This is a genomic window from Pseudofrankia saprophytica (genome assembly GCF_000235425.2).
Lineage (GTDB): Bacteria > Actinomycetota > Actinomycetes > Frankiales > Frankiaceae > Pseudofrankia > Pseudofrankia saprophytica.
In genome coordinates, this window is the sequence record NZ_KI912266.1 from 4,439,674 (window position 1) to 4,452,838 (window position 13,165).

The window sequence follows — 13,165 nt, forward strand, 5'->3', positions numbered from 1 at the left end:
TCGGGGCCTGGAGGGCTGGCTACAGCGCCGGGGGGCGGCCCTCGTAGGGGGTGGACAGGACGACGAGGGTGCGGGTGGAGACGTTCGCGGCGGCGCGGACCTGTTGCAGGAGGGTCTCCAGGTCGGCGGGGGCGGCGACGCGGGCCTTGAGCAGGTAGCTCTCCTCGCCGGCGACGGAGTGGCAGGCCTCGATGGCGGTGAGGTGGCGCAGCCGGTCGGGGGCGTCGTCGGGCTGCGACGGGTCGATCGGTTTGATCGAGATGAACGCGGTCAGCGGCAGGCCGACGAGCGCCGCGTCGACCTGCGCGGCATACGAGGTGATCACGCCGCGCTGTTCCAGGCGGCGGACGCGCTGGTGGACCGCGGACACGGACAGCCCGGTGGTCCTGGCGAGGTCGGTGAAGCTCATCCGCCCGTCGTTGCACAACAGCCGCACTATGTGGCGGTCGAGATCTTCCAGCACGAGGGGCAGCGTAGGGCCTGGCCGGACGGCCCGTTCACCGGTGATCCGCCGGGTGCGGCGTGGTCCAGCGGCCGGCCGTTGGACCACGCCCGCGGCTGTCAGGAAGTTGCCTCGCGCGATGGCACCAATGGGCTAGTGGGAGGCATGCGTGGAGACGTGGAAGGCTACCGGGGGTGACGCAACCAGCGGGATGTGGTAAAGGCGCGGCGTCTGGCTGAGAGGTCGGGGCGTCGCCTGGGTGTGTCCGTACCGGGCGGGGCTGTCGGGTTGTCGGTGGGCCATGCCAGGGTGGGCGGTGTGGATGGGACAGAGCGGGGCGGTGGGCTGGCGCTGCTGGACACGCCGTCGCTGTACTTCCGGGCGTTCTACGGCGTCCCGCGGTCGGTGACGGCACCGGACGGGACGCCGGTGAACGCGGTGCGGGGGCTGCTCGACGTGCTCGCCCGCCAGATCCTGGACCTTCGGCCGCGGCACCTGGTCTGCTGCTTCGACGCGGACTGGCGCCCGGCGTTCCGCGTCGAGCTGGTCGCGTCGTACAAGGCGCACCGGGTCGCCGAGGTGCTCGAACCGGCCGCGGCGCCGGCGGCTGTACCCGTCGCCCCCGTGGCCCCGGTCGTCGACGGCGGCGGGGCCGAGGCCGGCGCGGGTGGCGACGGTGGCGTGCAGGTCGAGGAGGTGCCCGACGAGCTGACGCCGCAGCTGCCGGTCATCGACGACATGCTCGACGCGTTCGGCATCGCCCGCGCCGAGGCCGACGGGTTCGAGGCCGACGACGTCATCGGCACGCTCGCGACCCGGTTCCCCTACGGCGGCGACGGCTGGGCCGTCCGCGACCCGGCGCCGGGGCAGGGGCCGCCGGCGGGGGGCTGGGCGGGGCCGGTGGACGTGCTGACCGGCGACCGGGACCTGTTCCAGCTGATCCGCGACGACGTGCCGGTGCGGGTCCGCTACTCGGTGGAGAAGTTCGCCCTCGTCGACGAGGCGGCGGTGGCCGCCCGCTACGGCGTGCCGGGCCGGGCCTACGGCGACTTCGCGGCGCTGCGCGGCGACCCGTCCGACGGGCTGCCCGGGGTGGCGGGAATCGGCGCGAAGACGGCGGCGGCGCTGCTGACCCGGTTCGGGTCGCTCGCCGGCGCGCTGGCCGCGCTGGACGCCGGCCAGCAGGACGGCTTCCCGGCCGGGGCCCGGCGACGGCTGGAGGCCGCCCGCGACTACCTGGACCGGGCCGAGGTGGTCGTGCGGGTCGTGCCGGACGTGCAGCTGCCCCCGCTGCGCACCGCGCTGCCCGCTGCCCCGGCCGACCCGGACCGGGTGCTGGCCCTGGCCGAACGCTGGGGCCTCACGTCCGCGGCGACCAGGCTGGCCCGCGCCCTGGCGACCACCGCCGCCGCCGGCTGACGGCGCGGCCACCGCCCGGGGCCGGGAGATATCGCCCACACCGGGGCAAGAGGAGCCGGCCGAGATGGGCGGGGCGGCGATGTTGGGCCCGGTCGGCGCGGGCCTACCGGATCGGTGGGCGCCCGCGGTACAGACTGCGGGTGCCGGGCATCGGGCCGGGCGTCCGTCGGGGCGGCTGACGGCGCGGCTGGCGGCGCGGCGGCCGGGTGCCGGCGCCGCCAGGTCGGTGGGCCGGTAGTTTGACCAGTCATACTCCGGCTCGGGCAGCACGCGCGCGCGAATGATTCGGCCAGGACACCGCCTGTGGGTCCATCGCCGCCTACCGTTGCCCAGCGGATGAGTCGGTGCGGTAGTCACGGAGCGAAGGAGTGCGCGCGGAGGTGTCGTCGGAGGGGATGGACGACGGCGCCGGAGCGCGTGCACGACGAAGCGGAGCAGAGACGAGGTGACGGGTGGGGCTGCGCGAGCGGCTCGCGGGTAGGCGCGTGTACATGACCGGGGTGACGGGATTCGTCGGTGAGGCGCTGTTGGAGCGCCTGCTGTCGGACTTCCCGGACACCCGGGTCGTCGCGCTGGTACGGCCCCGCGGCGGGCAGGACGGGGCGTCGCGGCTGCGGCGCCAGCTGCGCAAGCCCGCGTTCAAGGCACTGCGGGAGAAGGTGGGCGAGGGGGCCGTCGAGAAGCTGGCGGCCCGGGTCGAGGTCGTCGACGGGGACCTGGCGTCGATGCCGGACATCCCGGCCGACGTCGACCTGGTGATCCACTGCGCCGGTGAGGTGTCGTTCGACCCGCCGGTCGACGAGGGGTTCACGACGAACATCGGCGGCGTGCAGGAGCTGCTGCGCGCGGCCCGCGCCGGTGGCGCGTCGCCACACATCGTGCACGTGTCGACGGCGTACGTGGCCGGGCTGCGTTCGGGCCACATCGCCGAGGGGCGGCTCGCGCACGACGTCGACTGGGTGGCGGAGAAGGCCGCCGCCGGCCGTACCCGCCAGGCCGCGGAGGACGCGTCGCGTACGCCGGAGCGCTCGGCCCAGTTCCTGGCGGAGGCGCAGGCCAAGCACCTGCGCGCCGGGGCGCAGTCGGTGTCGCGGGACGCCGAGGACCGCCGCCGCCAGTGGGTGCGTGACCGGCTGGTCCGCTCCGGGGCGGAGCGGGCGCAGGTACTCGGCTGGACGGACTGCTACACGTTCACCAAGGCGCTCGCGGAGCGCTGCCTGGAGGACTCCCACGGCGACCTGCCGCTGACGATCGTCCGGCCCTCGATCATCGAGTCGGCGCTGGCGCGGCCGTTCCCGGGGTGGATCGAGGGCTTCAAGATGGCGGAGCCGCTGATCCTCGCCTACGGCCGGGGCGAGTTCCCCGACTTCCCGGCGTCCCCGGACGCCACGATCGACATCATCCCGGTGGACCTGGTCGTCAACGCGATCCTCGCCGCCGCCGCGCAGACGCCGCCAGCGGCCGAGCCGGCGTACTACACGGTGTGCTCCGGGTTCCGTAACCCGCTGCTGTTCCGGGAGCTGTTCGAGCACGTCCACGAGTACTTCCAGGAGCATCCGCTGCCGAAGCGGGGCCGCGGACCGATCGCGGTGCCCGAGTGGCCGTTCGCCGGGGCGAGGGCGGCCGAGGCGAAGCTGCGCAACGGTGAGCGGGTCGCGGCCGTCGCCGGCCGGGTGCTCGAGCACGCCCCGCGCTCGGAGAAGGTCCGCCGCTGGGCGCAGGAGTTCGACCGGTTCGAGTCACGGGTCGGGTTCCTGCGCCGCTACGCCGACATCTACCGGGCGTACACGAAGGCCGAGCTGGTCTACGTCGACGACGCGACGAAGGCGCTCTTCGACGGCCTCGACGAGGCCGACCAGGCCGACTTCAACTTCGACCCGGCCTGCTACGACTGGTACCACTACCTGCAGGAGGTGCACTTCCCGGCGGTCACCGCGATCCTGCGCAGGCCGCGGGACCCGGCGCCGCCCAAGCGCAGCGGCGTGAACCTGCCGGCGAACCCGGACGCGCTCGCGGTGTTCGACCTCGACGGGACGCTGGTCACCTCGACGGTGATCGAGTCGTACCTGTGGCTGCGGCTCGCGGACGAGGCGCCGGCGGGCCGGGCGCGGGAGCTGGCGGGGCTCGGGGCGGTGCTGCCGCGTTTCCTGCGGGCGGAGCGCACCGACCGGGGACATCTGATCCGGTCGGTGTACGCCCGGTACAAGGGCGCGGACCCGGAGGAGCTGGCGAGGATCATCGACGAGGTGGCGGGTGACATCCTGCTGCGGCGGGTGAAGCCGGCGGCGATCCGCCGGGTGCGGGCGCACCGGCAGGCGGGGCATCGCACGGTGCTGCTGACCGGGTCGGTGGACTTCCTGGTCCGGCCGCTGGCGCCGCTGTTCGACGAGGTCGTCGCCTCGAAGCTGACGGTCGGCGCGGACGGGCTGCTGACCGGGAAGCTGGCGTCGTCGCCGCTGGTCGGGGACGCCCGGGCGGCGTTCCTCGACCACTTCGCGGGCCGGGTCGGCGCGGACCTGTCGTCGTCGTGGGCCTACGGGGACTCGCAGTCGGACATCCCGATGCTGCGGGCGGTCGGCAACCCGGTGGCGGTCAACCCGGACCTGGCACTGTTCCGCCTGGCGAAGGCGAACGGCTGGGCGGTCGAGGAGTGGCCGTCGACGCCCGGGGAGCCGCGGGCGGTCGTCCCGTCGCTGCGGGAACGGTCGCTGTTCCACGCGGCCCGCACCGCCGCGGCCACGCTCACCGGCGTCGGCACCGGTGCCGGTGCCGCCGGGCGGGACGGGGGTGCGCGGTGAGCCGCGGACTGGAGCTGTACCGGTCGATGCCGCGCTACGCCGCGGCCCGGGTCCTCTCGAGCAGGGTCCCGTCGCTGGCGGGGGCGGCGGCGACGTCGGCCGCGCCGCTGCGGCTGGTCGACAAGGGCGACCCGGCACTGCCAGGCAGCGGCTGGGTGACGGTGCGACCGACGCTGTCGGGGATCTGCGGGTCGGACCTGGCGACCGTCACCGGCCAGTCGTCGTTCTACTTCTCGCCGCTGGTGTCGATGCCGTTCACGCCGGGCCACGAGGTCGTCGGCACGTTGCAGTCCGACGCGGCGCTGCCCGACGGCACCGTCTACAAGGCCGGGAGCCGGGTCGTCATCGACCCGGTGCTCGGCTGCGCGGCCCGCGGCCTGGAACCGTGCGCGCACTGCGCGGCGGGCCTGACGAGCCGCTGCGACCGGGTGACGGTCGGGCACCTGTCGCCGGGGCTGCAGACCGGGTACTGCAAGGACACCGGCGGTGGCTGGGCGCGGGCGCTGGTCGCCCACCACAGCCAGCTGCACCCGGTGCCGGGCGACCTGACCGACGAGCGGGCCGTGCTCGTCGAGCCGCTGGCCACCGCGGTGCACACCGCCGGGCGGGCGAGGGTGGCTCCCGGGGACCGGGTGCTGGTGATCGGTTCCGGGGCGGTCGGCCTGTTCACGCTGCTGGCGCTGCGGGCGTACACCCAGGCGGCGCACATCACCGTGGTCGCGAAGCACCGCCGCCAGGTGGAGCTCGCGCGGCGGTTCGGCGCGGACGAGGTGCTGTCCCCGTCGGACGCGCTCGGCGGGGTGCGCCGCGCGACCAGGGCGCTGCGCGCCGAGCCGGAGCTCGGCGGGCCGTTCCTGCTCGGCGGGGTCGACGTCGCCGTCGACTGCGCCGGCTCGTCGTCGTCGCTGTCGACCGCGCTGCGGGTGACCCGCGCGGGTGGGCGGGTCGTGCTGTCGGGCGTGCCGTCGGGGTCGGTGGACCTGACGCCGCTGTGGTACCGGGAGCTGGAGCTCGTCGGCACCTACGCGTCGTCGGGCCGGACCGGCCGGCCCGCGGACGCGGCCACCGGCGCCGGGCCGGAGCTGGAGACGGCGGGCTCGGGCGCGGCGGCCGGGGTGGACGGCGCGGCAGGGGCCCGGTCCGACTTCGGCCGGGCGTTCGAGCTGGCCGCGTCCGCGCCGCTGGACGGGGTCGTCTCGGCGGTCTACCCGCTGGCGCGCTGGCGGGAGGCACTGGACCATGCGCTGTCCGCCGGCCGGCTCGGCGCGGTGAAGGTCGCGTTCGACCCGACGATGTCGGCATGACCGACCTGGACACCCGGCTGCGCGCCGCCGACGATGCCGCAGACACCACCGCGGCGCGGGCCGCCGCGGCCGCACAACCGGCCCGGCCCGCGGCCGGGGTGGATTTCCGAACAGCCCGACACGGCGGCAGGCGCCGGCCGTGCGGGCCCGCGATGAGGGGAACGTGGCTGTGAGACCGGGGTTCGTGCTCGAGGTCGACGAGCGGACTCCCCCGCTGCTGGTGCACCAGGGTGAGGGTCTGCTGCTGGAGCAGTTCCCGTTGGGGACGCGCGTGGTGTACCCGCCGGAGTCGCTGCCCGGTGTGTCGGACGTGGAGGCGGTGATCGCCGACGCGCTCGAGCATCCGCAGAACAGCGAGCCGCTGAAGGCGCTGCTGTTCCCCGGGATGAAGCTGACGATCGCGTTCGACGACCTGTCGATCCCGCTGCCGAGGATGCGCCGCCCGGACATCCGCCAGCGGGTGATCGAGCAGGTGCTGACGCTGGCCGCCGAGGCCGGGGTCGACGACGTCCATCTGATCGTCGCGACGGCACTGCACCGGCGGATGACCGCCGCCGAGATCGAGTACGTCGTCGGGGAGCGGGTGTTCCGGTCGTTCTGGCCGGACAACCTGTACAACCACGACGCGGAGGACCGCGACAACCTGCTGCACATCGGGGTCACCGACCACGGCGAGGACGTCGAGATCAACCGGCGGGCCGCCGAGTCGGACCTGATCGTGTACGTGAACGTGAACCTGGTCGCGATGGACGGCGGGCACAAGTCGGTGCCGATCGGGCTGGCGTCGTACAACAGTCTGCGCCATCACCACAACAGCCACACGATGCTGCACTCGAACTCGTTCATGGACCACACCCGCTCGGCGATGCACTCGTCGGCGTGGCGGATGGGCCGGCTCCTCGCCCAGCACGTCAAGATCTTCACGGTCGAGACGACGGTGAACAACCAGGCGTTCCCGGAGAAGTACGGCTTCCTGACGAAGCGCGAGTGGGAATGGTCGCGCAAGGACCAGGCGATGGCCTACGGGATGACCGCCGCGCTGCCGAAGCTGCCCGCCCGGCAGCGCCACCGGCTGTTCCAGAACATCGTCGCCGACTACCAGGTCACCGCCGTGAACGCCGGCGAGACCGAGGCGGTGCACGAGAAGACCCTGGAGTCGGTGCACCGCCAGCAGCTCGTCGAGGTCGACGGCCAGTCCGACGTGCTGATCGTCGGCCTGCCGTACATCGGGCCGTACAACTCCGACGCGGTGATGAACCCGATCCTCGCGACCTGCCTGGGGCTCGGCTACTTCTTCAACATGTACCGGGGCAAGCCGCTGGTCCGGCACAAGGGCGCGATGATCCTGTACCACCCGGTGACGCCCGAGTTCACCCAGCTGCACCACCCCTCCTACGTGGACTTCTACGAGGAGGTCCTCGCCGAGTCGACGGACCCGGCGACGATCGAGGCGAAGTTCGAGAAGCAGTACGCGACCGACCCCTGGTACATCCACCTGTACCGGACCTCGCACGCCTACCACGGTGTCCACCCCTTCTACATGTGGTACTGGGCGACGCACGGCATGGACCACCTCGGCGACGTCGTCTGGGTCGGCGGGGACCGCAGGGCGTGCGCCCGGATGGGGTTCCGCGCGGCCTCGACGTTCGCGGACGCGCTGGAGATGGTGTCGGGAACGGTCGGCCGGGACCCGTCGATCACCTACCTGCACTCGCCGCCGCACGCGATCGCGGACGTCCGGTGAGCCGGGTCAGCGGGGCGTCGGGCCGGCCGGTGCGGGCAGGCTCGTCGTCATCCTCGTCGCGCAGCCCCGGGGTGGGGCTGCGCCAGGCGACCCGCGGGTTCCGCCTCGGCGGGCAGCGGCTGGTACCCGCGTCGGCGCAGGAGTTCCGGCCGCCGCTGGCGGGCCGGGAGTTCCCGACGGCGTGGGCGCGGGGCCCGGCGGCCCGGACGGCCCGGGCGGCGTTCCTCGGTGGGATCATGGACCCACTGCTGCACTCCCAGCTGACGTGGACGGTCGAGGGCGCCGACGTGTTCGCCGACCTGGGCGAGCAGCCGGCGCTGATCGTGGCGAACCACGCGAGCCACCTGGACGCCACGGTGCTGCTGTGCGCGCTGCCGGCGGCGGTGCGGGAGCGCACGGTGGTGACCGCGGCGGCGGACTACTTCTTCGAGTCGACGTGGCGGGGCCTGTCGACGGCGCTGGCGTTCGGCACGGTGCCGATCGACCGCAGCGGCGGCGCCCCGTCGACGACGCCGGTGGACCTGCTGCGTGACGGCTGGAACCTGGTGATCTTCCCGGAGGGCACCAGGTCCCCGGACGGGGCGCGGGGCCGTTTCAAGCTCGGCGCCGCGTTCCTGGCGATCAACGCGGGGGTGCCGGTGGTGCCCGTCGGGCTGCGCGGCACGTTCGCGGCGATGCCGCGGGGCCGGTCGTGGCCGGTGCCGGGCCGCCCCGAGGTGTCGGTGCGGTTCGGCCGGCCGCTGCGAGCTGGCGAGGACGACGACGTCCGCGGCTTCACCGCCCGGCTGACCGCCGAGGTCGACCGGCTCGTCACCGAGGACGAGACGTCCTGGTGGGCTTCCCTGCCCCGGCCCGGCCAGCCCGCACCGCCGCCCGGTGGTTCCCGCGCGGCCGTCCCGGCACCCGGCGGCGGCGAGCCGGCCCGGTGGCGCAAGGTGTGGGCGGCGACGGAGCCACCCGCGCCCACCCGACCCCGCTCCCCCTGGGCCCGCGACTAAGCCGGAACGCCGCCGCCGGCCCGGCCCTGCCCGGGGCCGGAGGCGGCGTCACGGGCCGGCGCTGGCCATGGCGAACCGGCCGGTGAGCACGTGCACCCCGCCGTGGCGGCGCAGCCGGCCGGTGGCGATGACCGGTTCCCTGGTCCGGTACGCGCGGATCGCCTCGTCGTACTCCGCGCCGGACACGGGAACCTGCACGGTGCGCGGGGTCGACCGGCCGACGACGCCGTCGATCGTGGCGACCCCGCCGTCGTCGGCCTCGCCGCGGTCGAGCCGGATGACCTGTCCGTACACCGCCGTCCTGGGCCGCTCGGACAGGGCGGCGAGGGTGTCCCGCAGCCGCAGCAGCGCCTCGGTGTCGCGGCGGCGCAGCGCCAGCCGGACCACCGCCGGGGTGTCCAGCCCGGCGCGCGGCGCCCAGTAGAACGCCAGCTCCAGCAGGTGCACCCGCGGCGCGGTCACCATCCCGAGCAGTGCGTCGCACAGGTCGACGCTCACCCCGCGCAGCACCAGCCCAGACGGCGCCGTTCCAGCGTCGGCCGGGCCGCCGCCTGTCCCGCCGGCCGCCGGGACGCCGGCCGCCGGCGCTGCCAGCGCCAGGCGGTGAGGCGCGCGGTGCTCACGGACCGCGTCGGTGACCTCGACGAGCGCGCCCGCCAGCGTCGTGCCCACCCGCCGCTGGAACGGCGCCAGCCGCACCGCGCCCGCTGCCCAGGGCACGGACGCGGCCGTGCCCTGGGCAGCGCCGGGCACAGGGTCGTCGTCGAGCCGGGTGAAGACCGCCAGCAGCGGGCTGTCCGCCTCGGCGTGGACGAACCGGACGTCCCGTTCGACGAACGCCTTCACCACGTCCGGGCGCCGCCCGGCGAACCGCGACGCCGGTCCGATGGCCGCCATCGCGGCGGCCTGCATCAGCCGGGCGACCCCGACGAGCAGCGCCCTGGCCTGACCGAGCGACACCCCCGCCGTGGCGTCGTCGGCCTCCAGCCGCAGGTGCAGCACGTCCGCCGGGCCGGCGGCCCGGGTAGCCGGCCCCCCGCTGGCCCGGCCGGGCGCGACCAGGCTCACCGGAGCCGTGGCCGCCTCGCCACTCACCGGGCACCCCCGAGCGCCCGTCCCGCCGTCGGGAGCGCCGGATGGTGTCGCCGCCGCGCCGTGGCGCCGCCTCCCGCGTGCGCGGCCCCGCCGCGCCGCACTGTCATCGCCATGCCAGGCCTCTCGTCCTCGTCAGCCGCCGTCGGCCACGGCGGATGACCGCCGGCCGCGAGCCCGGGCCGTGCCACCGGGCGGGACCGAGCGTGGATCGGCCGAGGCGGGCCGAACAGGCCCTGTGGAAAGGCGCTGTTCGTCCACAGGGGTGGTGGAACCACGGCCACCTCGGCGCCGCCGGCGGGCCGGCTGGAGACCCATCCCGCCCGTCGCGGACCACAATGGCCTCCCATCCAGTAAATGTGAGATCCGTCACATGATGATCGACATGTGGATAACCCTGTCGACAGCACGGTGGGTAACTGGGGTCACCCTGGGGACCGAGGGGGTACGGGCTGGGGATCGCCTGTGGGACATGGCTGATCCCGCCAACAGGCCGGATGTCAAGGCGTTGAACGAGATCGGCCCGCAGGTATCACTGGGTGCATGGCCCTGATGCACCGGCTCCGCCGCGACGAGACAATCACCGACGAGGCGGCCCGCCGCGCCGCCGTGGCGGCCCCGGGCCTCGTCCCGGCACCCGGCCTCGCGCACCGCGCCACCGTCGGTCGCCCACCGGCCGCCACGGTCCGGGCGGCCGGTCCGGGCGTCCCCCTCCTGGCCCCGGCGGCCCTGCCGCCGAGCGTCGCCCGCGTCGCGGCGCGGACCCGGCTGTCGGCCGAGCTGCTCGCCGCGATCCTGGAGGTGGACTCCCGCCAGCGGGCGACCCTCGACGACATCGAACGCGCCGACGCGCTCGCCGAGCGGCTGCTGGCCCGCCGCGCCGACCGGCAGCGCGCCGTGGCCGCCGGCCGTCCCACCTCCCAGCCCCGGGCCGCTCAGCCCCAGGCGGCGCTCGCGACGGCGACCCCGAGGGCAGCGGCCCCGAGGGTGCACAGCACCGTGACGAGGACGTTCGCCGCCGCGGCCAGCCGGGAGCCGGTCTCGGCCAGGCGCAGCGTCTCGTAGGAGAACGTGGAGTAGGTCGACAGCGCCCCGCACAGCCCCGTCCCGACCAGCAGGGCCACCCGCCCCGACGTGGCGCCGGCTGTGACCGCCCCGGTGACCAGGCCCAGCAGCAGGCTCGCCGCCACGTTCACGGTCAGCGTCCCCCATGGCCACACGGTGCCGTGGCGGGCCTGCACCGCCCGGTCCACCAGGTAGCGCAGCGGCGCGCCGACCGCGGCGCCGGCGGCGACGAGCAGCCAGCTCACCGCGTCGCCGGCCGGCCGGTGTAGCGGACGACCTCGACCTCGTCGAGCACGACCAGCCCTTCCCCGACCAGCTCGTCGAGCTCGGGGAGGAACGCCCGCACCCGAGGCTCCTCGTCGACGAGGACGACCGTGACCGGCAGGTCCTCCGACAGCGACAGCAGCCGGGTGGTGTGGATGACGGACGAGGCGCCGTAGCCCTCGGTGCCGCGGAACACGGTTGCGCCAGCGAGGCCTGCGGCGCGGGCCCGGCGCACGATCTCGCTCGACAACGGCCGGTGGTGCCACTGGTCGCTCTCCCCGACGAACACGGTCAGCCGCAGCGCCCGGCCGGCGAGCCTCGTCATCGGTGCCTCCCGAGCAGCGCGCGGGCCGCCCGCGGCCCCGCCCGCAGCGTAAGCCTGGTCGCGGCGGAGGCCAGGGTGACAGCCGCGAGCGCCGCCGTCACCGTCCCCGCCAGGTAGGCCAGCGCGAGGCCCACCCGGCCGGCGTCGAGGAGGCGCTGCGCGTCGACGGCATAGGCGGAGAAGGTGGTGAAACCGCCGAGAACCCCGGTGCCGAGGAACGGCCGGACCAGCGGGTGCACCGCTGGGCGGGCGGTGACCACCGCCATGAGCACGCCGATCGCCGCGCAGCCCACCGTGTTGACCGCCCACGTCGTCCAGGGGAACGCCCCCGGCGGGGTCGGCCAGCCGAGCGTGGCGGCGTAGCGCAGGCAGGAACCGGCCACCCCGCCGACGGCGACGACGGCGATCACCGCGCCATGCGTCCCCGCGAGCGGCCGGGGGCGCCGGCGGCGCACCGCTGGCGCGGCCGCCAGGGCGGGTTCCGTGTCGCTCAAGGTCATTCGGGCAGGCCGACGCGGGCCGCCGAGTACTCCCACAGCGCTCTGCCGAGCGTCGCGTCGCGGGCCTGGCGGCCGATGAAGAAACGGTCGCGCACCTTGTAGCGATGCAGGTAGGCGCCGTTGACGGTCTCCGGGTCCGGTCTGGTCGCCAGCGCCACCAGCGGGCGGGCGCCGCCGGCCGGGGTGCGGGCGCCGACCAGGCGCAGCGGCCGGTAGAAGGTGTGCACGAACCAGGTGTCACGCCCGAAGCTGCTCACCACGACTCCCGGGTGCACGGCAGTGGCCGTCGGCCAGCCGGGTGCGGTCCGGCGGGCGAGCTCGCGGGCGAAGGCGACGTTCGCGAGCTTGCTGTCGAAGTAGACGCTGAACTGCTGGTAGCCGCGTCGGGCCCGGTCCAGGTCGGTCAGGTCGATACGGCCGATGGCGTTGACGACGCTGCTGGTCACGATCACCCGTGAGCCGGCGGTGGCCGACAGCCGCGGCAGCAGCAGGCAGGTGAGCAGGAACGGCGCCAGGTGGTTGACCTGGAACGTCAGTTCGTTGCCGTCCTCGGTCAGGGTCGGCCCGGGGAACAGCCCACCGGCGTTGTTCATGAGCACGTCGATGCGCGGGCAGGCCTCGGTGATCTCGGCGGCGGCGCGGCGGACGTCGGCGAGGCGGGCGAAGTCCGCGATGACGGGCAGGGCGCCGGTCTCGGCGGCGACGGCGGCGGTCCGCTGGGGCGAGCGGCCGAGGACGACGAGCCGGGCGCCGAGGGAGCGCAGCTGGCGGGCCGCGGCGGCGCCGATCCCCGCGCTCGCCCCGGTGATGACGACGGTCCGCCCGACCATCGAGCGCCCGGCGCCCGGCCTGGTGGTCTCGGCACCCTGCGGCCAGGTCGCCGCGTTCGCGGCCTCGCCGGCGTCGCCCCGGCTCACGGCCGGGTTCAGGCCACCCGGCGCGGGCTGCCCCGGTGCTGTCTCGGGCGTCGTCTCCACCATCGTCACTCCCACGGCCACCCGCGTGCCTACCCTGGGGCACCCCGGCCGGCGGGGATCATCCCACGGCTCGGCCCGCCATGCCCGCTGGGCTGGCGGAACGTCGTGAACGCGTCCTGGCCGCGACCGGCCTGCCACCGCGCGCCGGGTGACGCGCGGTAGCAGGCCGGTCATCGGTCATCCGCCGGGCTGGGCGGCCAGCGGGGCCGGGGTCGCCACGGGGGCGCTGCCCTGGGC

Annotated in this window: 11 protein-coding genes; 5 read left to right on the top strand and 6 right to left on the bottom strand. The window is 75.2% G+C overall.

The genetic code is table 11. The annotated features are described in order from the left end of the window. Positions 1 to 19: 19 nt before the first annotated feature. Positions 20 to 463: an Lrp/AsnC family transcriptional regulator gene (locus FRCN3DRAFT_RS0218545; protein WP_007518783.1), complete on the bottom strand. Its 444-nt coding sequence runs from the start codon at positions 461 to 463 to the stop codon at positions 20 to 22. Between the two features lie 297 nt (positions 464 to 760). Here FRCN3DRAFT_RS0218545 and FRCN3DRAFT_RS0218550 point away from each other — a divergent pair, with 297 nt between their 5' ends. The 5 genes from FRCN3DRAFT_RS0218550 (at position 761) to FRCN3DRAFT_RS0218575 (ending at position 8,705) form a co-directional block, all read left to right on the top strand. Then, positions 761 to 1,861, top strand: coding sequence for a 5'-3' exonuclease (locus FRCN3DRAFT_RS0218550; protein ID WP_007518780.1), 1,101 nt, complete (start codon positions 761 to 763; stop codon positions 1,859 to 1,861). Between the two features lie 452 nt (positions 1,862 to 2,313). Continuing rightward, the gene (locus tag FRCN3DRAFT_RS0218555) at positions 2,314 to 4,659 is read left to right on the top strand and encodes an HAD-IB family hydrolase (protein WP_007518776.1); all 2,346 of its coding nucleotides are present in this window, start codon (positions 2,314 to 2,316) and stop codon (positions 4,657 to 4,659) included. Further along, the gene (locus tag FRCN3DRAFT_RS0218560; protein WP_007518774.1) at positions 4,656 to 5,963 is read left to right on the top strand and encodes a zinc-dependent alcohol dehydrogenase; all 1,308 of its coding nucleotides are present in this window, start codon (positions 4,656 to 4,658) and stop codon (positions 5,961 to 5,963) included. Before FRCN3DRAFT_RS0218555 ends, FRCN3DRAFT_RS0218560 begins: the two co-directional genes overlap by 4 nt. Before the next feature lie 163 nt (positions 5,964 to 6,126). Then, on the top strand, positions 6,127 to 7,707 hold the full coding sequence (gene larAH / locus FRCN3DRAFT_RS0218570) for an NPN-dependent hydroxyacid isomerase, LarAH14/15/16 family (RefSeq protein WP_007518770.1): 1,581 nt from the start codon (positions 6,127 to 6,129) through the stop codon (positions 7,705 to 7,707). Continuing rightward, positions 7,704 to 8,705 carry a lysophospholipid acyltransferase family protein gene (locus FRCN3DRAFT_RS0218575; protein WP_007518768.1) on the top strand — a complete coding sequence of 334 codons (1,002 nt, stop codon included), beginning with the start codon at positions 7,704 to 7,706 and terminating at the stop codon, positions 8,703 to 8,705. The genes larAH and FRCN3DRAFT_RS0218575 overlap by 4 nt, the downstream gene beginning before the upstream one ends. A 48-nt stretch (positions 8,706 to 8,753) precedes the next feature. On the opposite strand, the gene FRCN3DRAFT_RS0218580 is transcribed toward FRCN3DRAFT_RS0218575, so the two are convergent. The 5 genes from FRCN3DRAFT_RS0218580 to FRCN3DRAFT_RS0218605 all read right to left on the bottom strand — a co-directional run bounded on the left by FRCN3DRAFT_RS0218580 (position 8,754) and on the right by FRCN3DRAFT_RS0218605 (position 12,931). Beyond that, positions 8,754 to 9,800, bottom strand: a complete 1,047-nt coding sequence (locus FRCN3DRAFT_RS0218580) for a hypothetical protein (protein WP_007518766.1) — start codon at positions 9,798 to 9,800, stop codon at positions 8,754 to 8,756. 932 nt (positions 9,801 to 10,732) lie between these two features. After that, positions 10,733 to 11,107, bottom strand: coding sequence for a fluoride efflux transporter FluC (locus FRCN3DRAFT_RS0218590; RefSeq protein ID WP_007518759.1), 375 nt, complete (start codon positions 11,105 to 11,107; stop codon positions 10,733 to 10,735). Continuing rightward, positions 11,104 to 11,451 carry a DUF190 domain-containing protein gene (locus FRCN3DRAFT_RS0218595; protein WP_007518757.1) on the bottom strand — a complete coding sequence of 116 codons (348 nt, stop codon included), beginning with the start codon at positions 11,449 to 11,451 and terminating at the stop codon, positions 11,104 to 11,106. The genes FRCN3DRAFT_RS0218590 and FRCN3DRAFT_RS0218595 overlap by 4 nt, the downstream gene beginning before the upstream one ends. Next, complete coding sequence (crcB, locus tag FRCN3DRAFT_RS0218600; RefSeq protein ID WP_007518755.1) at positions 11,448 to 11,951, bottom strand: fluoride efflux transporter CrcB; 504 nt, start codon at positions 11,949 to 11,951, stop codon at positions 11,448 to 11,450. Before crcB ends, FRCN3DRAFT_RS0218595 begins: the two co-directional genes overlap by 4 nt. Then, positions 11,948 to 12,931, bottom strand: a complete 984-nt coding sequence (locus tag FRCN3DRAFT_RS0218605; protein ID WP_007518753.1) for an SDR family NAD(P)-dependent oxidoreductase — start codon at positions 12,929 to 12,931, stop codon at positions 11,948 to 11,950. The genes crcB and FRCN3DRAFT_RS0218605 overlap by 4 nt, the downstream gene beginning before the upstream one ends. Positions 12,932 to 13,165 lie beyond the last annotated feature (234 nt).

Excerpts from the sequence above, each read along its gene's own strand:
- FRCN3DRAFT_RS0218595 (WP_007518757.1), bottom strand. The coding sequence starts at position 11,451 with ATGACGAGGCTCGCCGGCCGGGCGCTGCGGCTGACCGTGTTCGTCGGG.
- crcB (WP_007518755.1), bottom strand. The coding sequence starts at position 11,951 with ATGACCTTGAGCGACACGGAACCCGCCCTGGCGGCCGCGCCAGCGGTG.
- FRCN3DRAFT_RS0218605 (WP_007518753.1), bottom strand. The coding sequence starts at position 12,931 with ATGGTGGAGACGACGCCCGAGACAGCACCGGGGCAGCCCGCGCCGGGT.